Origin of the sequence: Occallatibacter sp., from assembly GCF_049510455.1 — a bacterium.
Lineage (GTDB): Bacteria > Acidobacteriota > Terriglobia > Terriglobales > Acidobacteriaceae > Telmatobacter.
Map to the genome: position 1 here is coordinate 12,483 of NZ_JBEKYX010000044.1, position 19,589 is coordinate 32,071.

The following is a 19,589-nucleotide window of genomic DNA, read 5'->3' on the forward strand; positions in this document are numbered from 1 at the left end:
ATGTCTGTTGTGATGCTCTCGGGCCCCATCGGTGCAGGCAAAACCACAGTAGCGCGAGAACTCATCGCCATATCGTCTGCGCCGCTCTCCTATATCGAAGGCGATGCCTTCTGGCCAGTCTTCACCAAGCCGGATGCAAAGCCCCGGCAAGAACGCTTTCGCATACTCATGCGCCCCATCACAGCAGCCTCCGTACCTCTCGCTCGCAGCGGCTATGAAGTCTTGCTGGACTTTTCCTTCCCTCTGGACTTCCTTGACACAGCCCGCAAAATCCTCAAGGAAACCCCAATCGATTTCGTAATGGTGCGGCCCAGCTTGGCAACCTGCGAACAGCGTGCCGCCACACGGCCCGAAGGCAAAATTACTGACTACACCATCTCCCCTGACTTCTATAGAATGTTTCAAGGCCTCCCAAAACATGAGATCTGCGATGATAACGGTGACGCAAAATCCATCGCGCAACAAATCCGCGCCGGTCTTGACGAGGGTATATTCCGACTGAGTTGAATTGAGCTAAGCCATGCGCAGCAGATTGTTCTATATCGCACGTGCCGTCGCATTGATTGTGGGTTATCTAACCCTGTTTGCTCTGTGCCTTTTTTTTACGCGGCCATATAAGATGGCCGTCTCCTATCCCTTCCAGCTTATAGGTGTATGGTTTGCGGTCTTTGCCTGCATCTGGCGAACAGTTCGATGCACCTCCCGCATGCGGATTTCTTGGGGCCTTCTCTCATCTGCCATTTTTCTTTGGGCTATAGGGCTTTCGCTTGCTGCGTGGGAAGATCTGACACGCAATTCCATGCAGATCGATGCAGGCGTCTCCGATCTGATCTATTTGCTCTACGGCGTCCCAATCCTGCTGGCAATTTCACTGCCTACCGAGCAGCCGCACGTAGCGCTCTTCCCCTGGCTGGATGGCGTGCAGGTCCTCATGACCGCCTGCCTGATCTATATCACGCTCTTCTCCGCGCTTCCATTCATGCATCAAACTCCGCAGCCCATCTCAGCCAGCCTGCTGCAGACAACTTACAACGTCGAAAATTTCGTCTTCGCCGGTTTCGTCACATTACGGCTGCTGGCACGCCCTGGAGACGCGGAGGCCCGCCGCTTCTATCAAATCCTTGCAGCCTTTCTATGGACCTATGCGTTCTGCGCTGCCTTATATAACTACATAACCATTGCATTCCAGGAGCAAACGGGTCCGTATGACCTGTTGGTTGTTTTTCCATTTCTGCTGGTAGTGGTATGCGCTTTACTCCCGCAGCCGCAACAATCCGCATCAGTCGATGCAGCAACCGGCGGTCTGCTCACATCATTCATTGATAATGCTTCCCCCATCCTCTACACCTACACCCTGCTCGCATTCGGAATCGCAGTGACACGCACCCATTTCGGTTGGGCCGTCTCCGCAATCGTTGTTGCCCTGGTCGTTTACGGAGCGCGCTCCATCATGCTGCAGAACCGCTTCATTCGCTCACAGTATGAACTGCGTCAGGCACGCGACCAGCTTGAAGTCATCTCCCTCCGCGACAGCCTCACCGGAGTCGCAAATCGTCGCTGCTTCGACCAGATCCTCGCCGTAGAGTGGGACCGCGCAGCGCGCCTCGGGCGACCCCTGTCACTGCTGCTGATCGACATCGACTACTTCAAGAGTCTCAACGATCAATACGGTCATCCCTACGGAGATCAATGCCTCACCGAAGTTGCGGGAGCATTGCGTAGTGCTCTCACGCGCAGTAGCGATCTGCTCGCACGATACGGCGGTGAGGAGTTTTCCGCCATCCTGGTCGACACCGAGCTTCAGGACGCAGAGATGGTCGCTGCGCGTATGCAATCCGCAGTCCGCGCATTAAGCATCCGCAATGAAACATCCCTGGGCCAGTTCGTTACTATTAGCGCCGGCGTCGCCACATGCATCGCATCCCAGAATAGTTCCTCGGCAGCGCTCATTCAAGCCTCAGACCGCGCACTCTATAAGGCAAAACAGCGTGGCCGCAATCGCATCGAAATCGGCTCAATCGCAGATGTAGCACCTGCCGGCGAATTTTGAAGCCAAACTATACTCACTCCGCCAGAAACTCTCGATCCACAGGAATTTGCATCGAATTCGCCAGCGTATTCGTCTCCGCGGCCATCCCCACCACCGCCAGAAACTCCGCATACTGCTCGTCCGTAAGCCCCTTTGCGCGCGCCGCAGCCGTATGCGAATGCACGCAGTAACTGCAACTGTTCGTCGCCGATACCGCAATATAGATCAACTCTTTCGTCAGCGGATCAAGCGTCCCCGGCTCAACCATCACCTGCTTCACGCTTGCCCACGTCCGCTCCAAAAGCCTCGGCTGATTCGCCAGCGCCCGCCAGAAATTATTGACGAAGTCCGACTTTCGCGTAACCCGTATATCGTCAAACACCGCCTTCACTGCCGGCACAGCCGCAACTTCCTCATCACTCCAAAGCTTTACAGTAGCCACCTCGCACCCCTTCCATCACTACGACTCATAGCCGCACCTTATCTCTTTATCTATAACCTGTTCCCTATTCCCTGATCCCTGTTTTTACGCATCTCGATACTCGCGCTTCTTCAATTCGCGTTGCGCCTGCTCGTGGCCCTGCAGCGCGGCCTGCCGAATCCAATGCCTGTACTGCAAATAATCATGCTCCACACCCTGCCCGGTCGCATAAAGATGCCCTAACTGAAACTGAGCCTCAGCATTGCCATTTTCAGCGGCTTTAAGAAACCATGAAGCAGCTTTCGCATAACTATGCGTAACGCCCGTGCCAAAGTAATAAAGTTCACCCAGCTTCTGCTGCGCCTCAGCATAGTTCTGTTGCGCAGCCAGCCTATACCAGTGCGCAGCCTCCGCATTGCTCTGCGCCACTCCCTCACCTTTGCGATACATCAGGCCCAGGTTATATTGCGCCCACGCGAGCTGGCTGTATGCAGCACGCTGGCACCACGCAAAGGCCTCCGCAAAATCATTCGCCGCATAGTAGCGAAAGCTCAGGTTAGCCTGCGCATAAGCATGTCCCTGTTCCGCGGCCTTGCGCTCCCAGTAAGCGGCCTGCGCATCGTCCCGCGTCACACCCTGCCCAGCCTCATACATCGTGCTCAGTATGTACTGCGACTCCGCATGCCCCAGTTCCGCGGCCAACCGAAAGCCCGCCACGGCCTCAGCAAAATTTCCGGCCTTATACTCCGCAGCACCCTGCATGAATTCCGGATTGGTAGCCGCACTCGCAGCCTCGCGCCGTCCACGCGCAATCATGCTCGAACGCGACGAATGCAGGCTCAGTCCCGCGCGCGCAGGCGTATGCTGCAGCCCGGCTTTATCTCTATCGTCCATGCGCCGTAACCTGCCGGTCCACAAACTCAAACCGCCGCCGCGCCTCCGCAACCTGCTCGCGAACTTTCGTGGCAAGCTCCGTCAGCAGGTCGCGATGCTCCCGCGCAGCCTCTTCCGCATCCAGATGCAGTTGCGCAATCTCGCTCGTCAGCAGCGCTTCACTCTCCGCATCCAGTGTCGCAATATCGCGCTCCGCATGTTGAATCTGCCGCGTCACACGCAGCAACTCAGCTGCTGAGCTCTCACCGGACAGCGCCCCGTTCACCTCGCGATGATCATCCATCAGTCTCTGCAGCGTCTCCATGTCGCCGCGCCGATACGCCTGGTTCGCACGCGCCATCAACAGCGTAAAGTGCTGCTGCTCCGCCTCGTCGCGCGCAAAGTCCGGATGAATCCGCTTGGCAACCTCGCGGAAAAGCGCCTTCAGATTTGGCGCGGGGTCAAACTCTTCCTCTTCTTCGTCCTCGCCCAGCGCAGCATCATGAGCCTCCTGCGCCCGCTGCCTCGCCTCCTCGGCTCGCTGCCGCGCAGCGTCCGAGTCGTACAAATCCACCTCGCGCTCAGCAATCCTCGCCTCAATCTCATCCAGCTCGGCGTAGAGAGTACCAACCTGCCGGAAGTATCGGCTCTCAAATGTCCTCAGTTGCGCGCGCAACCGCGCCAGTTCGCGCTCCCGCTCCGCCAGCTTGCCCCGAAGAGCTGCCAGTTGCTCGCGCCCATCGCGGAGTGCGGCATCGTCCGGGCTCTGTTGAAGAATGATTTCGACCGACATGCAGCTTCCAGTTTATCGAACCCGATCTCCGCTCAGCTTCACCAGCTCACCTGCACCAAAGAAACCGACTCGCTCGGCAACTCTGTTTTGATTTCGATTTTCCCATCCTTCACATCCTGCCAAGTCGGTGATCCAATCAACTCCAACCCGTCGTGATCCAGCAACTGCGAATACTGCTCCGCTGTAGGATGCTGCGGCGACCCCATCGCCTTCCACACCGTGTATGCATTGCTGTGGTTCGTATCAATGCGATACTGCTTCACCAATACCCGCTTAGCCATAAGCGGCATACCGGTCACCGTCATAGTGGTAGGCGCCACACTCGATTCCTCACCGTCACGATAATTCCACAGTAGAATCTCTGCTACATTGCCTGCCTTCGTCGCCATTGCATCCACGTCAGCAGCCGCATGCGCACCAGTCGCAACTAGCGTGTTCAATGGAATCGCGGCATCACTCCTCGTTTCGACCCGCGTCCCCTCCATCATGCCCAGCATGCGAAACAGATTCAGCACAGGCTCATCGATTCCATTCGTAGACAGCGATCGAAACCCCTCAAAGTAGTCTCTGTTCTCAAATTCGAACGACCAGCTCAGCATCGAAATCAGATTCACATGATGCTTGTCCTGCAGCTCAAACAGCGCTTTGTACGCCGCCGCCGTGTAAGCCGGATACAGCGTTCCATTCCTATAGTCATTCGCCGGATTCATCTTGCTCGAACACGCCGCGCAACCTTCAGGATCAGCCTCACTCAAAATAATCGGAAGCTCATGAAACTTTGCAAACGAAGCAATCGTTGCAAACCCACGATCCGCATCTTTCAGTTCTTTATCCAAACCCATCTGAACCTGCCCGTTCAATATCTGCGGACTTCCCTTCACGTGGAACGAAATAAAATCCAGCGGAATCGCGCCGCCGGTTGCAGCACTCTTGCCCGTCGCAACATGCGTCAGAAAGCCTTGCAGATACCCATTCGCCTTATCATTGCGCGGACTCGTAGTTGCCGGCCCGCCAACCCTTGCGCCCGGAAGCGCAGCACGCACCCCCGCGACGGCATAGTCATACAGCTTCCAGTAATCTTCAGCAGAGCCATGCCAGTAGTCGATGTCCGGCTCATTCCACACTTCGAAGTACCACTGCAATACAGTCTGCCGCCCATACCGCTCCACCAGGTGCGCAGTTACCACACGAACCAACTCACCCCACTTCTTGTAGTCCTTTGGCGGATTGTTTGAAGCTCCCGAGATCGTGCTCTTCGGAAAGTGAATCTGGTACTCCTTCCGATCCGGCAATGACGCCGCCAGATCCTTCGGCATAAATCCAAGCTCCACCATTGGCCTTACACCAGCAGCTTTGTACTCATCAAAAATTCCATCCAGAATTGTGAAATCGTAAATGGGCTTGCCGCTCGCATCTTCCCGATACACATTCGTCGAACTCCATTTGAGTTCAGCCACGCCATCTCCTGAAGTCAACAAATGATGCGCGCGAATATACACCGGCACCGGGCTCAGATCATGCAATTCGCCAAGCAGCTTCTTGCCATCGCGCATCGTAGTGTAATTACCCTCGTCATAGCCAAACCAGCTATAGATCGGCTTGTACGGACCCACCGTTTTCGCCAGATCAACCGCGACATGAACCGGCGCAACCATCACCTGCGATGGCAATTCCGGAACCGTGCCTTGTCCAATCGCGGAGACTGACAGCAAGCCACAAGCAAGCGCCCACGCGTAACGCACAAATCTCATATTCTCTCCAGCAGCAATCGAATGTGGCACAAATAGATTGCAGACAAATCCGTATGAAGATTACCATCTTGGCTGATACGAATTCATCTGGCTTTCATGCGATGAGCAGACATGGATGTAAACATGATGGCCGGGATAACGATGCTGTCATATACTTCCCCGATTCCACCTGCGATTCCCCCGCCAGCGAACCGGATTATTTTCATCTGCTGCTCAGTCCTCTTCCTGCAGGTCTCCCTTTTCGCCGGCGCTGTGCAACTGCATGGGCAAACAAGAGCTCAACAAGCATGCCCGCGCCCGCAAACGGGCAGTGTAGTCGATGAGCCGAAAGATGTTCGCAGTGTAAACGGCATTCTCGACCTACATCTGACGGCCTACGACGCACCCCAGGGCGATGGCGCAATCCGTTATTGCATGGTGGACGGCGAAGGACGCCAGTCTCCGAATCTTCGCGTACATCCCGGCGACCTGGTGATTCTGCATTTGAAGAATCAGTACCTCGTAAGCGGCGGCACTGGACAAACCTCCGGCACGCCTGACGAGCGCATCAAGACGGTGGATATGCCGGCGGTTCATCCCGCTAACAACACAAGAAGCATGAACGCAAAGAAGGCCGAAATCCATCTGGATTTCGGCCTTCGCGTTTCTTCGCCGCCATTTCTGCTGCTTGAATGAGGGTGGGATTGCCGGCCATTCGATTATCTTTAACAAGCGACGCGTAAAGTCGACGTTCGCGCGGTTTAAGTGTTCAATAGCTCGGGATGCGTGCGGGCCACACTGATAATCAGCTCGCCGAAGAGCGTGTTGGCCCAGGCGAACCATGCGCGCGTGAAGTTTTTGGGATCGTCTTTGAAGTAGCTCTCGTGGATGAAGCCGGTGCCGGCGGATGAGAGCTTGATCATGCGAAGCGCGGTGCGAATTTCAGCGGCGGAGTTGCTGGTGAGTGCGTAGATGGTCTGCGACATGGGCCAGATCATGTTTGCGCCCTCGTGTGGGCCGCCAATTCCCTCACCTGCTGTGCCACGGAAGAACCACGGATTGCGCTCAGACCAGACGAAGGCGCGGGTGCGTGCGTAAAGCGCGGCATCGGGCGAGCTGTTGATGTACGGAAGCGCGAGAAGGCTGGGGACGTTGGCGTCATCCATGAGGACCTGCCCGCCGAAGCCATCGACTTCATAGGCCCAGATGGCGCCTTGCGGTGTGGTTGCGATAGCGTGCTGGCGGAGCGCGGCTTCGACTTCATCGGCGAGCGACGATGCGCGCTGCGCGAGTGTGGCGTCATGCAGGATGGCGTTGGCCATTTCAGCAAGCTGGCGCAACGAGGTTACTGCAAAGAGATTCGAGGGAACAAGGAACGGGAAGATGCAGGCGTCATCTGAGGGACGAAAGCCGGAGGCGATGAGCCCAACGGGGTTGACTGGATTCCCGTAGCCTCTTTCGCCGAGCGTTTCCGTGGGCGAAGGCGCGGAGCGCTGGAAGTGATAAGGGCCAAGTGAATTTTTACGCTGCTGCTCGCGCATGGTGCGAACGACAATCTCCATAGCTTTGCGCCACTGCGCGTCAAAGGGCTGCGTGTCTCCGGTCTGCTTCCAGTAGCCGTGTGCGAGGCGGATGGGATAGCAGAGCGAATCGAGTTCGTACTTGCGTTCGCCGACGCCGGGCTTCATTTCGGTCTTGTCCGTGCGGCTCCACTCGAGCGGCGGAGCATTAAGGTCGGCCATGAAGGCATTGGCGTAAGGATCAATAAGAATGTGGCGCGTCTGGCGGCGGATGACGCCTTCGATGAGAGAGCGTAAAGGCTCATCGCGCTTTGCGAGCGGCAGATAAGGCCATACCTGTGCGGAGGAGTCGCGCTGCCACATGGCGGCAATGTCTCCGGTGAGAACGACAGTGTCGGGCTTGCCTTCAAAGGTTCCGGGCGTGACAGTGGTGTCCAGCGTATTGGGAAAGCAGTTGGTGAAAAGGCGCGCGAGTTCGGGGTCGGAGATGCGGGCGCGGATTTCCGTGATGGTTTGTTCGACTGCTTCTGAGTGGAAGCGGCGATCGGATGGTAAAGGACGCTGCCCCGTGGACTGCGGAGCTGATTGCAGAATGGCGGCGTGTGCAACGGATGCGATGCCGGGAAGGCAGGAACCGAGCGCAGCCATGCTGCCGCGCTCAAGAAGATCTCTACGGGAAAGACTGCGTGGGGAGTTATTCATACGGACTTTATCCAAGTTTCAGTGATGGTGGAACAAGCTCTTCAGTTGCGCCGAAGCTGGTGTTGGGATTGGGGCCGAGCTCGAAGACAATGCTTCCACCTTGCGCGATGTCAGAGTGATGAAACCAGGCGCGCTGCTGTGGCTTGCCGTTCAGCGTGAAGGATTGCACATAGGCGTGCGAGGGATCGCTACGCTTGACTTCAATGGTGAGGCGCTTGCCTCCACCGAGTTCGAGGACTGCGTGATCAATGATTGGCGAGCCAACGACGTAGTTTCCGCTGACGGGATCGACAGCGTAGAAGCCGAGCGCGGAGAGGATGAACCATGCGGACATCTGGCCTACGTCTTCATTGCCGGCCATTCCATCAGGATCGTCGTGGTACATGGTGTCGAGCAGCGAACGCACGCGAGCCTGTGTCTTCCATGGCGCGCCGGCGTAGGTGAAGAGATAGGCGATATGATGCGATGGCTCGTTGCCGTGCGCGTACTGGCCGACCATACCGGCAATGTCGGGCGGGGCGTCAGGCGGCAGCGTGGAGGGAACAGTGAAGAGCGAATCGAGCTTGGTGAGGAATGGCTCGCGGCCGCCGAAGAGCGCGATGAGGCCTGCTGGATCATGCATGACGCCAAAGGTGGTTTGCCAGGAATTCGATTCGGTGTAGTCGCGCCACTGCTTGCTGTGACCCATCTCGATGGGATCGAAGGGGCGCGCCCATTCGCCATTTTCGAGTTTGGGCTCCATGAAGCTGCTCGTCGGATTGAAGTAGCGGCGATAGCTTATGGAGCGCTTGCGCAGCAGAGATGCATCGTCTGCGTGACCGAGCTTGTCTGCAACGTGCGAGATGGCCCAGTCGTTGTAGCAATACTCGAAGGTCTTCGAGACAGACTCTTCCTCGCGGTCGGCGGGGATATAACCAAGCTGGCGATAGTAACCGAGGCCGCGATAGTTATCCACCATGGCGCGGCGCATCATGACGCGGTAGGCTGCCTCGGTATCAATGCCGGGAAAGCCTTTGGCTATGGCTTCACTGATAACGCTGGCAGAGTGATAGCCGGTCATGGTGCCGGTTTCGCAGCCTTGAAGCGGCCATACGGGCATGCCTGCGGGGCTTTGCTCCGCCATGCGGATGAGCGTGTTGGCGAAATCGGGGACGCGGTCTGTTTGTATGAGCGTGTACGCGGGATGCGCGGCGCGGAAGGTATCCCAGAGCGAGAAGGCGGTATAGTTGCGTTTGCCCGCGGGGAGCTGATGAATCTTGTTATCCATGCCCCGATACTGGCCGTCAACATCATCAAAGAGCTGCGGGCCAAGCGACATGTGATACAGCGAGCTGTAGAAGATGCGCTTCTGCGTGGGCGTGGCGAAGTCGGCCTGAATGCGCGAGAGCTGCTGACGCCAGGCACGTTGCGCTGCGGCGCGAGTTTTGTCGAAGCCCCAGCCCGGCTGATCCGTATTCGGTTGTTCGGCGCGAAGATTTTTTGCTGCGCCTTCCGCGCTTACGCCAGAAATGCCGGTGCGAATGAAGATGACCTCATTCGCGTGCGTCTTGAAGTGGAGAACGGCTTTGAGATTGTTGCCTTCGAGCTTTCCGGTTGCGGTGACGGGCTTGTCATCGGAGTAGAAAACAATTTTGTCCGGCTGGCGCGAGAGTTGCAGTGAGAAGTAGCAGTGACGGCCGTCTCCCCAGGCCTTGGTGACGTGGCCTCCGGCGAGAGTGTCTGGCGCGGGCTGGCTCAGCTCAGCGGAGTGGACGCTGGAGCGGTTGTCCGTGAGATAGCTGTGCGCGAGATCGAGAATGAGCCATGCGTCATTGCTCTCAGGAAAAGTGTATTTATGCAGACCAGTGCGCTCGGTTGCGGTGAGATCGACGCGGACGTTGGGATCCTTGAGCAGCACGGAGTAGTAGCCGGGCTCGGAGATTTCATCGGAATGCGAGAAACGCGAGCGATAACCCTGTTCGGGATTGGAGCGCGGGCCGGGAACGAGCTTTACCGGGCCGGTGCCGGCCATGACGAGGAAATCGAGGAGGTCGCCGCAGCCGGTGCCGCTCAAATGCGTGTGGCTGAAGCCCATGATGGATTCGTCCGAAATGTGATATCCCGAGCACCAGTCCCAATCCGAGTTGTAAGTATCCGGACTGAGTTGCACGGCTCCAAATGGCATGCTTGCGCCGGGGAAACAATGGCCGTGGCCACCGGTTCCGACGCGGACGTCAACCCAGCGAAGCGGATCGGCTGCATCGGCTCCTTGAGGAATTGCGAAGGCGGGTAGTGGAAGAGCAGTGGAGGCGCAGAGTGCACCAGTGGACTGCAGAAAGCTACGACGAGAGATAGGGGACATACGAACCAACTTCCGAATATGTAATGAGATTTGTATACAGGATCAGGGTGGTGGAATGCGAAGCTCAACGCTTTGCTCAGCGGACTTCTCACGAGGTTCGCTTGCCCCCATCCAGCGACGGAGAATCTTCTGCGCGGGCTTTTCAATGAAATGCAGCGCGGCGAGCGCTAGTGCGATGAGGGTAACGTAGCTGATCCAGGGGTCCATCCACGCAATTCCGAGGCGATCAAGAATATGGGTGTCATGAATCAGGTTCCAGAAGTTGAAGTGGAGCAGGTAGAGGCAGTAGCTCGATTCACCGACGAAGACAAAGGGCCGCCAACCAAGGATACGGGAAAGAACGTTCTGCCCGGAAAGGCCGAGGATGATGCAGCCAAAGAAGGGCATGAGCAGGCCGTCGTGAATGATGGCGTATGGAATGCCCGGACCAAGCCAGAGCAGGAAGAAGATGGCGGCGAATCCGAAAAGGCCCAGGAAGAATCGCTTGCGGGCTTCGCGGGAAATGAGTTCATCGAGGCCGGCGATGATGACGCCGAAGGCGAAGCTCGCCAGGTGAGGAATGGGCGTGTCTTTGAGTGCTTGCAGCCATGGCCCTTCACTATAGCGGTCAACATGCGCGAGGTGATCGGGATTGAAGAGGATGTAAAGAATGCCGGGGATGAGGCCGAGAAGCCAGATAAGAAGCAGACGGCCCACGATGGGCAGAGCGCGGTTGGGACGCTTCCATTTGGCGAGCCACGGAAAGGCGAGATAGAAGAACCACTCGGCGGACATGGTCCAGGCGGGCGTGTTGAGGAAGGTAGCGATTTCCGGAACCCAGCCCTGCAGAAGCAACGGCGCAAGGATCATTGCGAGCCAGAACATGGGGTGTGTGTGCTGACCATACTCCGCGGGCAGATTGCGCCAGGCAAGGATGAGGCTGAGCAGGTAAATGGGATAGATCCGCGTGAAACGGGCCTTCCAGAAGCGGACGTTGTCGAGCTTGCCTTCACGGGCGCGCGATGCGTAGTTGTAGGCCAGGACGTAACCGGAGAGCAGGATAAAGAAGCTGACGGAGGCGTAACCGGCGTTGACGATAGGTGCGAAAATTCCAAACCAATCGGGATTCGAGAAATGAAAGAGAACGATGTTGACGGCCGCGAAGGCGCGCAGGCCGGTCAACGCATTCAGCCGGTCTGGCTTACGCATCTCCACTAGCAATTAGACGGCTCCGATAGACGCCACGATACAAACAAGCAATGAGGAAAAGAGAGTTATTCGAATGATCTGCGCTGTTATGCGGTGACGAGCGAGCCGATTTTTTCACCCATAACGACGCGCTTGATGTTGCCCGGCTGATTCATGTTGAAGATGACCATGGGAAGGTTGTTGTCTTTGCAGAGGCTGACCGCGGTGAGGTCCATGACCTTGAGGCCCTTGCCAAGGATTTCCATGTACGTAATCTGGTCGTACTTGACGGCGGTGGCATCGAGCTTGGGGTCGGCGGAGTAGACGCCATCGACTTTGGTGCCTTTGAGCAAAACGTCGGCCTTGATCTCCATGGCGCGCAGGCTGGCGGCTGTATCCGTGGAGAAAAAGGGATTGCCGATGCCAGCGGCGAATACGACTACCCTGCCCTTTTCCAAGTGGCGGACGGCGCGGCGGCGAATGTAGGGCTCGGCGATCTGGTTCATGAAGACGGCGGTCATAACGCGGCACTGAACGTCGTGCTGCTCAAGGGCGTCCTGCAGAGCGATGGCGTTGATAATGGTGGCCAGCATGCCCATGTTATCGGCGCTGACGCGATCCATGCCTTTGGCATGTTCGGCTACGCCGCGAAAGATATTGCCGCCGCCGACAACAATAGCGACTTCGACCCCGAGTGCATGAAGTTCGGCAATTTCGGCAGTAGTTTCAGCGACTTTTTCGGCGTTAAGACCGAAGCCGCGCTCGCCGGCGAGGGCTTCTCCCGACAGCTTGAGGACGATCCGCTTATACATATGCTTTGTTGAGTATCGCATACCGCTGCAAGGGCAAGAAAAAAGGCCCGGAGCAGATGCTCCGGGCTTTGATGAAATGTGGTTCGCAGTTATTCCGCGGCGGTTTCGACAGCCTTGGTCTGAGAGACGGTCCAGTCAGGAGCGCCAACCTTGAAGCGGGCGAAGCGGCGGACGGTGATGTTTTCACCGAGTTTGCCGACCTTCTGCGCGATCAACTCCTTGATGCTGACGGACTGCTCCTTGATGAAGGGCTGCTCGAGGAGGCAGACTTCTTCATAGAACTTCGCCATCTTGCCGTCAACGATTTTCTCGACGACCGGAGCAGGCTTGCCAGTGGCGGCAGCCTGGGCGCGATAGATTTCCTTCTCGCGCTCGAGGTCTTCGATGGTCACGTCTTCCGGCTTGATGTAACGGGGATCGGTGGCCGCGATGTGCATGGAGATGTCTCTCATCAGGTCCTGGAAATCTTCGGTGCGGGCGACAAAATCGCTCTCGCAGTTGATTTCGAGAAGCACGCCGATCTTGCCGCCGGCGTGGATGTAGGTGCCGATGGCGCCCTCATTGGTGGAGCGGGCGGCCTTCTTCTGCGCCGAAGCCATGCCGCGCTTGCGGAGCACGACGAACCCTTCCTCAATATCGCCCTTGGATTCCTGCAGAGCCTTGAGGCAATCACCCATGGGCGCGCCGGACCTATCGCGAAGTTCCTTTACCAATTTTGCGTCGATCTTTTCACTCACCGTCGTCATCTCGCTTCCCTCTTGTGTCTAATTCAGATCTTGTGTGTGTAGGCCGCGCATGTGGCGCGGAGAAAGAAAAAGCGTGGCACTTGATGCTGGCGGCCACGCTTTCCAGTATGCGCACTTTCATGCGCAAGAAAGATTAAAGACCGCCTTCGGCTGCCTCTGCTTCTTCCAGCAGGGCCGCAACGGCCGCCGGAGCCTTGCGGATGCCGCCGCCCAGGGCCGCTTCAAGGTTGAAGTCCTCAGTGGATGCGGTCTCGACGGAAGCCTCTTCGACTGGCGTAACGTCCGCGATCTCCTCGGCGAAGGCCTTGTCGCCTACGAGGTTGACGCCCTCGGCGGCGGAGTCGGCGATCTTCGATGTGAAGAGGCGGATGGCGCGCAGGGCGTCATCGTTGCCGGGAATCACGTAGTCGACCACGGTGGGATCGCAGTTGGTATCGACAACTGCGACCACGGGGATGCCCAGCTTGCGGGCTTCCTTGACGGCGATGGCCTCGTTGTTGGAGTCAACGATAAACAGTGCGTCCGGCAGGCGCTTCATATTCTTGATGCCGGCGAGATTCGCCTGAAGGTGCTTGCGCTCGCGTTCGAGGCGAATGACTTCCTTCTTGGTGAGGAGGTCATAACGGCCGTCCGTGGCCATATCATCGAGTTCCTGAAGGCGCTTCACCGATTTCTGCACGGTCACCCAGTTGGTGAGCAGTCCGCCCAACCAGCGCTGGTTGATATACGGCATGCTTGCACGCGTCGCTTCTTCCGCAACCGCATCCTGGGCCTGGCGCTTGGTGCCGACGAAGAGAATCGTCTTGCCGCCGGCACAAAGGTCCGTGACGAACCTGGATGCGTCCTTGAAGAGCTTCAGCGTCTTCTGCAGGTCGATGATGTAGATCCCATTGCGCTCACCGAAGATGTATTCCTTCATCTTGGGGTTCCAGCGCTTGGTCTGATGCCCGAAGTGAACACCTGCTTCGAGCAGCTCCTTCATTGTGATCGTGGCCATTGATCTCCTCTGTGAATTGCATCCGGACCTACATTTCTGTTACCCGGATTGAACCCGCTATTGCGGGGGATTGAAGATACAGTGATCAGATATCAGTGTTCAGAGATCAGAAAATACTAGCCAAACTGATCTCTGATCTCTGACAACTGATCTCTTGCAAGCGTTTAGCGCTTGCTGAACTGGAACCGCTTACGGGCGCCCTTCTGGCCGTACTTCTTGCGTTCCTTGACGCGAGCGTCGCGGGTGAGCAGACCTTCAGCCTTGAGGGTCTTGCGGAGCTCGGCATTGAACTCGATCAGCGCGCGGGCGCAACCCATCTTGACGGCATCGGCCTGGGCGGCGACGCCTCCCGATTTCACGGTCACGAGGACGTCGAAGCTCGAAGCAAGATCGGCAACAACGAGCGTGCGCTTGGCGGCGACGCGCTGCTGCTCGGTGACGAAGTACACATCGAACGCCTTGCCGTTAACTTTCCACTCGCCTGTTCCGGGACGCAGAAAAACGCGGGCGATCGCCGACTTGCGGCGGCCTGTACCGTAATACTGAACCAGATCTGCCATTCTTCTCTCTTATCTCTCTCTGCCGACCTTCCGCAGGACGGCTTTCCACTTCGTCGTTATGCCACCGGCATCGCGACCGGAGTCTGCGACTGGTGGGGGTGCGTATCGCCACGGTAGACCTTGAGCTTGGAGCCCATGGCGCGACCGAGCTTGGACTTGGGCAACATGCCCTTGATGGCTTCTTCAAGGATCTTTTCAGGCTTGCGGGCGAGCAGGCGCGTGAAGGACTCTGAGCGCAGACCGCCGGGGAAGCCGGTGTAACGGCGATAGACCTTGGTCTCGGTCTTGAGGCCGGTGAGGCGCACCTTAGCGGCATTGATCACGATGACGTGATCGCCCATATCGATGTAGGGCACGTACTGCGGGTTGAGCTTGCCGCTCAGCACGCTGGCGGCCTTGGTGGCCAGCCGTCCGAGCGTCTGCCCGTCGGCATCGATCACATACCACTTGCGGTCAATATTTTTGCCGCTTGGAACAAAGGTCGACATTTCTCTTCTTCCCTCAAAAACTTCTGGCCGAAACTCTTGCCGGCCACCAAAAGATTAAAAAACACAGCGCAAAGCGCGCCACTCCATGCAAAGCGCATGGGAGTTAATTCCACCCACTGCCAAACATCGCTGTTGGAGTGATACTGCGGAGTTCGCCCTCAAGAGGGCTCCTGACTCTGTTCCATCCGCTTCCCTAAACCATGTCAGGAAAACGGATTTGGCAGAAGGCGGCCCGGAAAAAACCGCTGCTTTGGGCAGACCGGGCGCAACACCGCACAAGGACTCCAGAATACGGGATTTTGAATCTGGAGTCAAGAAATTCGCGGCTTCGGTGGCAGCTCTCCGCTAACGCCCTGCCGGGATAAACCGGGTATTACGATGTGAGCTGAATTAAATCTTTCGGGTCTGAATCGAGGTTCTATTGTCACGTAGACCGAGCGGAGTTGACTGGTATTGCGGGCCAGTCGCACTTCGCGCGGCAGCAAGTTAGCAAGTTAGCGGAAAGATCGCGGCGGCATTACAACTGTCGTGCTTTGCAGGGGTGCTGAAACGGTGCGTCGTTCGCTTTCACTATCCGCGTAGAAACGCTTCGCCATCCCGCTCAAAGCGCTTCCCTCCGAAAGACCTCCCCGAAAGGAAGCAAAAGTTATGAAAAGTCTGTCGTCCACACTGGCGACGCTATTAGTCCTTGCTGCGCCTTTGGCAATAGCACAAAGCGCAAGCCAGGCAGCCGCGCCCAAACGCCCTCTGCAAGCAAACGAGCACGCCCTTAACCTGCCCGGCGCCACCACGATTGAAGCGCCACCCGCCGGGTTTAACCCCCTCCTGGCATCGGACTCGGAGCTTTCCTATTATGGCTTCGCACCGCGCCCCGACCAGAGCGCCCAGCCCAAGGCCTACGCCACATGGGCAAAGGCTATGAACCACTCCCAGACCCGCCTTACGCCCGTCCTGGAGCAGACCAGCCTCTTCCATGGACCGGCTCAGCTCAAGGAAAATACCAATCCCTCAGCCACCCAGAGCAATGCGGCGCTGTCACTGCAGCCGAGCAATACCTATTACTCGTCGAACTGGAGCGGCTATGTTGACCTCAGCGGCGCAACCAGCTACGGAAGCACTTCGTTCTACTTCACCGTGAACGATATGGTTGTTCCGATTGCAAAACAGAGCGGCTGCACAGGCGGCTGGGCTTACGGCTCAGCGTGGAATGGGATTGACGGCTTCAATTCAAGCGACGTGCTGCAGGCTGGCTTCGAGTTCGATGCCTACTGCTCCGGCACAACCAAGTCAACCTACTACTCCGCGTGGTATGAGTGGTATCCGTATGGCGAAGTACGCATTTCCAGCCTGCCCGTAGTTCCCGGCGACGATATCTTCGTGGAAGTGTGGCACTCCTCGGCGACTCAGGGCTATGCCTACGTTGTGAATGTGAGCACGGATCAGTATGTCGAAATTGGCTTTACTGCTCCCGCCGGCACCACACTGAAAGGCAACTCGGCTGAGTGGGTTGTCGAAGCGCCTACCGTTGGCGGCACTCTGGCAACGATTGTGGATTACACCGAGGTTCCCTTCTGGGATTCCTACGGCTACACAGAGAGCAACGCCTTCTATGACATCGGCACTGGCGCCCCGATCGACATGGAACCGGGCACCACGGTCCTCTCCTATCCCGAGTACATCGGTCCCGAAGCCTTCGTTGCGCATTGGGAATAGAACACTCCCAACACACGCACGATACCAATGGCGACGGCCAACCAGCCGTCGCCATTTTTCTATGGTTATTCTCCTCTGAGCTTCCATCTCGCATGACTCCGGCAATTTCCACAGAAAACTTAAACAACTACTTGACTATTTGGTCGATCGGGTAAATAGTTAAGCATCTACTTAAGTATTGCAGTCAAAGACTGCAAGGAGCAGGAGGAGATCATGGCGGAACCCAAAGTAGTACACAGCACATTTGTGCTGGAGAGGAACTTCGAGCAGCCGGCTAAGGTGGTGTTCGAGGCATTTTCAGATCCGGAGAAGGCCAGGCGCTGGTACGCGGCGGACAGGTCGAATGAAGTGGAGGAGTTCGCGCAGGACTTCCGCGAAGGCGGCTTGCAGCGGATCGTTTACAACATGGGGCCGCAGACGCCTTTTCCTGGAGTACCGCTTGAAAACGAGGGGCGGTTTCAGGAGATTGTGCCGAATGAGCGGGTCGTTATCGCTTCCACGATGAAGATTGGCGGACACCGGATTTCAGTGACGCAGGCGACCTTCGAGCTTTTGCCAACAAGCGAGGGAACGGAGCTGATCTTCACGCATCAGGGAGCTTTTCTGCCGGGCTCCGACGGACCGGCGATGCGGGAGGGCGGATGGAATGTACTGCTTGACCGGCTGAAGGCGGTGATCGCGGCGGGTGAGGCGTAAGGATGGCGGATCGTCCGGCGATCGATACCGATCGATTGTTCTTTGCGCTGAGCGACAGGACGCGGCGTTTGCTGTTGGGGCAGTTGGCGCTGCGTCCTATGACGGTGAGCGAACTGGCACGCGCGGCTGGGATCTCGCTGGCGGCGGCGGTTCAGCACCTGGAAATTTTGCAGGAGACTGGACTGGCGGCTACGGAAAAAGTGGGGCGCGTGAGGACATGCCGGATTGACCGGCGGGGTTTTGATGCACTCGAAAAGTGGATCCGGAATCACCGCGCATTGTGGGAGCTGCGTCTGGACAGCCTGAGTGAGATGTTAGGGAATAACGCTCCCTCGACGGACGGTTGACGTGTGAAGTGCGAAGGTAATGCATTGCGATACACTTGGCCCCATGCGGGTCTTTGGCATTGACTGCGGTACAGAGATTACCGGGTTTGGCGTGGTGGAGACCGACGAGAGCGGACGCATGGCGCGGCTGGTCTGCCAGGGTATGGGCGGGATACGGCTGGCGAAGAACAAGCCGTTACCGGAGCGGCTGGCCCAGGTTTACCGCGAATTGACGAACGAGATTGAGCGATGCCGGCCAGATGTAGTGGCTGTAGAAGAGGTCTTCTACTCCGTGAATGCCAAGAGCGCGCTGAAGCTGGGGCAGGTGCGGGGTGTGGCGCTGCTGGCGGCAGCCTGCGCCGGAGTTCCGGTTGCCGAATATGCGCCGCTGAAGATCAAGTCCAGTGTGGTGGGCTACGGGTTGGCTAAGAAAGAGCAGGTTCAATTCATGGTGGCTAGACTGCTGGAACTGAAGGAGCTGCCTGAACCGGCGGATGCCGCCGATGCGTTAGCCATTGCGATCTGCCACATTCACACAGCACAGACGCTTGCGGGGATGACACGATGAAGAAGCTGGCGTGGTTGACTGTGGCGCTGGCAGGCGCTGCTGTTGCGTGGGGACAAGCCGAACGCGCGGTGCGGATTGAGTATTCCAATCCGGGGCTGATTCCTGCGACGTGGACGCTGGAACTGCATCCGGATGGGAGCGGGCACTTTCATTCCGAGCGCGGGAACGCCCCACAAAGTTCGACGGGATGGATGGAGCCGCCAGATGTGAATACGGATGTGCATGTCAGCGCGGCATTTGCGGCGCATGTTTTCGATACAGCAGCGGCTGAGCGCTATTTCCAGATAGATTGCGAGAGCCATGCAAAAGTGGCTTTCCAGGGAACGAAGCGGTTGAGCTATGCAGGGCCGGATGGCAACGGCGCATGCAGCTTTAATTACGCTAAGGAAAAGACCATGCAGGAACTGGCGGACTCGCTGGAAGCCGTGGCGACAACGGTCATCGAAGGCGCGCGGTTGGACAGGCTACGCCAGCACGACCGATTAGGCCTGGACCAGGAAATGCAGAACTTAACCGAGATGACGGCGGATGGTCGCGCAACCGAGGTCGGCGTGATCCGTGAAGAGCTGGAGCGCATTGCGGAAGATGAGGCGCTAATGGACAGGGTTCGACGGAAAGCGCGCGAACTGCTGGCGAAAGCGGCCCAATAAAGCATCTCTCCCGAAGATATAAAGCTCGGGTGCCCCACCCTCGCCGCGTATTCGTTTTAGCGGCCAGGGTGGGGTCGCTCTACAGCAAGAAGAGAACTGCTCTGGTCGTGCCGAAAATCCGCCCCAGTTTGAATTGTTTTGTAACAGGGCACGACTTGAGTCGTGCCGAAAATCCGGCTGATAAAGTCTTTGGGCTTTAGCCCCTGCGGGATTTTTTCAAACTGAGCCATTACCAGTTCGGGTGCCCAAGAAGAGAACTGCTCTTTTCCTTCGCCCTTCGTCCTTCGTCCCTCGTCCTTAGTTACCAAAGTCCACCACCCTTTCGTAACCCCACTTCCTTCAGAAACTTTGCATGCAATTAACCCCATTTATGCTTTACTCAGAATCAGCAGGAGAAAAAGCCACGGCCCGAACCCAAAAAGGATTCGGGCCGTAGCTCTTTCAAGGCAGCCGCGAA

The 19,589-nt window shown here is 57.3% G+C and carries 20 protein-coding genes; 8 read left to right on the forward strand and 12 right to left on the reverse strand.

Translation table 11 applies throughout. The features are described from left to right. Entirely contained in the window at positions 1 to 507 is a 507-nt protein-coding gene (locus ABSG47_RS09770; RefSeq protein ID WP_424169312.1) for a phosphotransferase-like protein, read from the forward strand. 13 nt (positions 508 to 520) lie between these two features. Then, complete coding sequence (locus tag ABSG47_RS09775) at positions 521 to 2,050, forward strand: GGDEF domain-containing protein (RefSeq protein ID WP_424169314.1); 1,530 nt, start codon at positions 521 to 523, stop codon at positions 2,048 to 2,050. 13 nt (positions 2,051 to 2,063) lie between these two features. On the opposite strand, the gene ABSG47_RS09780 is transcribed toward ABSG47_RS09775, so the two are convergent. The 4 genes from ABSG47_RS09780 to ABSG47_RS09795 all read right to left on the reverse strand — a co-directional run bounded on the left by ABSG47_RS09780 (position 2,064) and on the right by ABSG47_RS09795 (position 5,867). Beyond that, complete coding sequence (locus ABSG47_RS09780) at positions 2,064 to 2,471, reverse strand: carboxymuconolactone decarboxylase family protein (RefSeq protein WP_424169316.1); 408 nt, start codon at positions 2,469 to 2,471, stop codon at positions 2,064 to 2,066. Positions 2,472 to 2,555: 84 nt separating this feature from the next. Then, the gene (locus ABSG47_RS09785; RefSeq protein WP_424169318.1) at positions 2,556 to 3,344 is read right to left on the reverse strand and encodes a tetratricopeptide repeat protein; all 789 of its coding nucleotides are present in this window, start codon (positions 3,342 to 3,344) and stop codon (positions 2,556 to 2,558) included. Continuing rightward, positions 3,334 to 4,116 (reverse strand): coiled-coil domain-containing protein, encoded by a 783-nt coding sequence (locus ABSG47_RS09790; protein WP_424169320.1) that lies wholly within the window; start codon positions 4,114 to 4,116, stop codon positions 3,334 to 3,336. The genes ABSG47_RS09785 and ABSG47_RS09790 overlap by 11 nt, the downstream gene beginning before the upstream one ends. Before the next feature lie 38 nt (positions 4,117 to 4,154). After that, positions 4,155 to 5,867 (reverse strand): GH39 family glycosyl hydrolase, encoded by a 1,713-nt coding sequence (locus ABSG47_RS09795; protein ID WP_424169322.1) that lies wholly within the window; start codon positions 5,865 to 5,867, stop codon positions 4,155 to 4,157. A 141-nt stretch (positions 5,868 to 6,008) separates the two neighbouring features. Here ABSG47_RS09795 and ABSG47_RS09800 point away from each other — a divergent pair, with 141 nt between their 5' ends. Further along, positions 6,009 to 6,542, forward strand: coding sequence for a hypothetical protein (locus ABSG47_RS09800; protein ID WP_424169324.1), 534 nt, complete (start codon positions 6,009 to 6,011; stop codon positions 6,540 to 6,542). Between the two features lie 65 nt (positions 6,543 to 6,607). Here ABSG47_RS09800 and ABSG47_RS09805 read toward each other — a convergent pair whose 3' ends face one another. The 8 genes from ABSG47_RS09805 to rplM all read right to left on the reverse strand — a co-directional run bounded on the left by ABSG47_RS09805 (position 6,608) and on the right by rplM (position 15,179). Further along, entirely contained in the window at positions 6,608 to 8,068 is a 1,461-nt protein-coding gene (locus ABSG47_RS09805) for a glycoside hydrolase family 125 protein (RefSeq protein ID WP_424169326.1), read from the reverse strand. Between the two features lie 7 nt (positions 8,069 to 8,075). Then, positions 8,076 to 10,409: a GH92 family glycosyl hydrolase gene (locus ABSG47_RS09810; protein ID WP_424169328.1), complete on the reverse strand. Its 2,334-nt coding sequence runs from the start codon at positions 10,407 to 10,409 to the stop codon at positions 8,076 to 8,078. A gap of 42 nt (positions 10,410 to 10,451) precedes the next feature. Beyond that, complete coding sequence (locus ABSG47_RS09815; protein WP_424169330.1) at positions 10,452 to 11,597, reverse strand: acyltransferase family protein; 1,146 nt, start codon at positions 11,595 to 11,597, stop codon at positions 10,452 to 10,454. 86 nt (positions 11,598 to 11,683) lie between these two features. Further along, a complete protein-coding gene (pyrH, locus tag ABSG47_RS09820) occupies positions 11,684 to 12,388 on the reverse strand; it encodes a UMP kinase (protein WP_424169332.1) in 705 nt (234 codons plus the stop codon). Between the two features lie 89 nt (positions 12,389 to 12,477). Further along, positions 12,478 to 13,134 carry a translation elongation factor Ts gene (locus ABSG47_RS09825; protein ID WP_424169334.1) on the reverse strand — a complete coding sequence of 219 codons (657 nt, stop codon included), beginning with the start codon at positions 13,132 to 13,134 and terminating at the stop codon, positions 12,478 to 12,480. 133 nt (positions 13,135 to 13,267) lie between these two features. Beyond that, positions 13,268 to 14,131, reverse strand: coding sequence for a 30S ribosomal protein S2 (rpsB, locus tag ABSG47_RS09830; RefSeq protein ID WP_424169335.1), 864 nt, complete (start codon positions 14,129 to 14,131; stop codon positions 13,268 to 13,270). Between the two features lie 164 nt (positions 14,132 to 14,295). Further along, positions 14,296 to 14,691 (reverse strand): 30S ribosomal protein S9, encoded by a 396-nt coding sequence (gene rpsI, locus ABSG47_RS09835; protein ID WP_424169337.1) that lies wholly within the window; start codon positions 14,689 to 14,691, stop codon positions 14,296 to 14,298. Positions 14,692 to 14,747: 56 nt separating this feature from the next. Continuing rightward, entirely contained in the window at positions 14,748 to 15,179 is a 432-nt protein-coding gene (rplM, locus tag ABSG47_RS09840) for a 50S ribosomal protein L13 (protein WP_424169339.1), read from the reverse strand. A gap of 648 nt (positions 15,180 to 15,827) precedes the next feature. On the opposite strand from rplM, the gene ABSG47_RS09845 reads away from it, so the two are divergent. The 5 genes from ABSG47_RS09845 to ABSG47_RS09865 all read left to right on the forward strand — a co-directional run bounded on the left by ABSG47_RS09845 (position 15,828) and on the right by ABSG47_RS09865 (position 19,132). After that, positions 15,828 to 16,892 carry a G1 family glutamic endopeptidase gene (locus ABSG47_RS09845; protein ID WP_424169341.1) on the forward strand — a complete coding sequence of 355 codons (1,065 nt, stop codon included), beginning with the start codon at positions 15,828 to 15,830 and terminating at the stop codon, positions 16,890 to 16,892. A 213-nt stretch (positions 16,893 to 17,105) separates the two neighbouring features. After that, on the forward strand, positions 17,106 to 17,588 hold the full coding sequence (locus tag ABSG47_RS09850) for an SRPBCC domain-containing protein (RefSeq protein WP_424169343.1): 483 nt from the start codon (positions 17,106 to 17,108) through the stop codon (positions 17,586 to 17,588). 2 nt (positions 17,589 to 17,590) lie between these two features. After that, a complete protein-coding gene (locus ABSG47_RS09855) occupies positions 17,591 to 17,935 on the forward strand; it encodes an ArsR/SmtB family transcription factor (RefSeq protein WP_424169345.1) in 345 nt (114 codons plus the stop codon). A gap of 43 nt (positions 17,936 to 17,978) precedes the next feature. After that, positions 17,979 to 18,482 (forward strand): crossover junction endodeoxyribonuclease RuvC, encoded by a 504-nt coding sequence (gene ruvC, locus ABSG47_RS09860; RefSeq protein ID WP_424169348.1) that lies wholly within the window; start codon positions 17,979 to 17,981, stop codon positions 18,480 to 18,482. After that, positions 18,479 to 19,132, forward strand: a complete 654-nt coding sequence (locus ABSG47_RS09865) for a hypothetical protein (RefSeq protein WP_424169346.1) — start codon at positions 18,479 to 18,481, stop codon at positions 19,130 to 19,132. Before ruvC ends, ABSG47_RS09865 begins: the two co-directional genes overlap by 4 nt. Positions 19,133 to 19,589: the final 457 nt, after the last annotated feature.

Coding starts and splice junctions, on each gene's coding strand:
- ABSG47_RS09770 (WP_424169312.1), top strand. CDS start 1: ATGTCTGTTGTGATGCTCTCGGGCCCCATCGGTGCAGGCAAAACCACA.
- ABSG47_RS09775 (WP_424169314.1), top strand. CDS start 521: ATGCGCAGCAGATTGTTCTATATCGCACGTGCCGTCGCATTGATTGTG.
- ABSG47_RS09785 (WP_424169318.1), bottom strand. CDS start 3,344: ATGGACGATAGAGATAAAGCCGGGCTGCAGCATACGCCTGCGCGCGCG.
- ABSG47_RS09790 (WP_424169320.1), bottom strand. CDS start 4,116: ATGTCGGTCGAAATCATTCTTCAACAGAGCCCGGACGATGCCGCACTC.
- ABSG47_RS09795 (WP_424169322.1), bottom strand. CDS start 5,867: ATGAGATTTGTGCGTTACGCGTGGGCGCTTGCTTGTGGCTTGCTGTCA.
- ABSG47_RS09800 (WP_424169324.1), top strand. CDS start 6,009: ATGCTGTCATATACTTCCCCGATTCCACCTGCGATTCCCCCGCCAGCG.
- ABSG47_RS09805 (WP_424169326.1), bottom strand. CDS start 8,068: ATGAATAACTCCCCACGCAGTCTTTCCCGTAGAGATCTTCTTGAGCGC.
- ABSG47_RS09810 (WP_424169328.1), bottom strand. CDS start 10,409: ATGTCCCCTATCTCTCGTCGTAGCTTTCTGCAGTCCACTGGTGCACTC.
- ABSG47_RS09815 (WP_424169330.1), bottom strand. CDS start 11,597: ATGCGTAAGCCAGACCGGCTGAATGCGTTGACCGGCCTGCGCGCCTTC.
- pyrH (WP_424169332.1), bottom strand. CDS start 12,388: ATGTATAAGCGGATCGTCCTCAAGCTGTCGGGAGAAGCCCTCGCCGGC.
- ABSG47_RS09825 (WP_424169334.1), bottom strand. CDS start 13,134: ATGACGACGGTGAGTGAAAAGATCGACGCAAAATTGGTAAAGGAACTT.
- rpsB (WP_424169335.1), bottom strand. CDS start 14,131: ATGGCCACGATCACAATGAAGGAGCTGCTCGAAGCAGGTGTTCACTTC.
- rpsI (WP_424169337.1), bottom strand. CDS start 14,691: ATGGCAGATCTGGTTCAGTATTACGGTACAGGCCGCCGCAAGTCGGCG.
- rplM (WP_424169339.1), bottom strand. CDS start 15,179: ATGTCGACCTTTGTTCCAAGCGGCAAAAATATTGACCGCAAGTGGTAT.
- ABSG47_RS09845 (WP_424169341.1), top strand. CDS start 15,828: ATGAAAAGTCTGTCGTCCACACTGGCGACGCTATTAGTCCTTGCTGCG.
- ABSG47_RS09850 (WP_424169343.1), top strand. CDS start 17,106: ATGGCGGAACCCAAAGTAGTACACAGCACATTTGTGCTGGAGAGGAAC.
- ABSG47_RS09855 (WP_424169345.1), top strand. CDS start 17,591: ATGGCGGATCGTCCGGCGATCGATACCGATCGATTGTTCTTTGCGCTG.
- ruvC (WP_424169348.1), top strand. CDS start 17,979: ATGCGGGTCTTTGGCATTGACTGCGGTACAGAGATTACCGGGTTTGGC.
- ABSG47_RS09865 (WP_424169346.1), top strand. CDS start 18,479: ATGAAGAAGCTGGCGTGGTTGACTGTGGCGCTGGCAGGCGCTGCTGTT.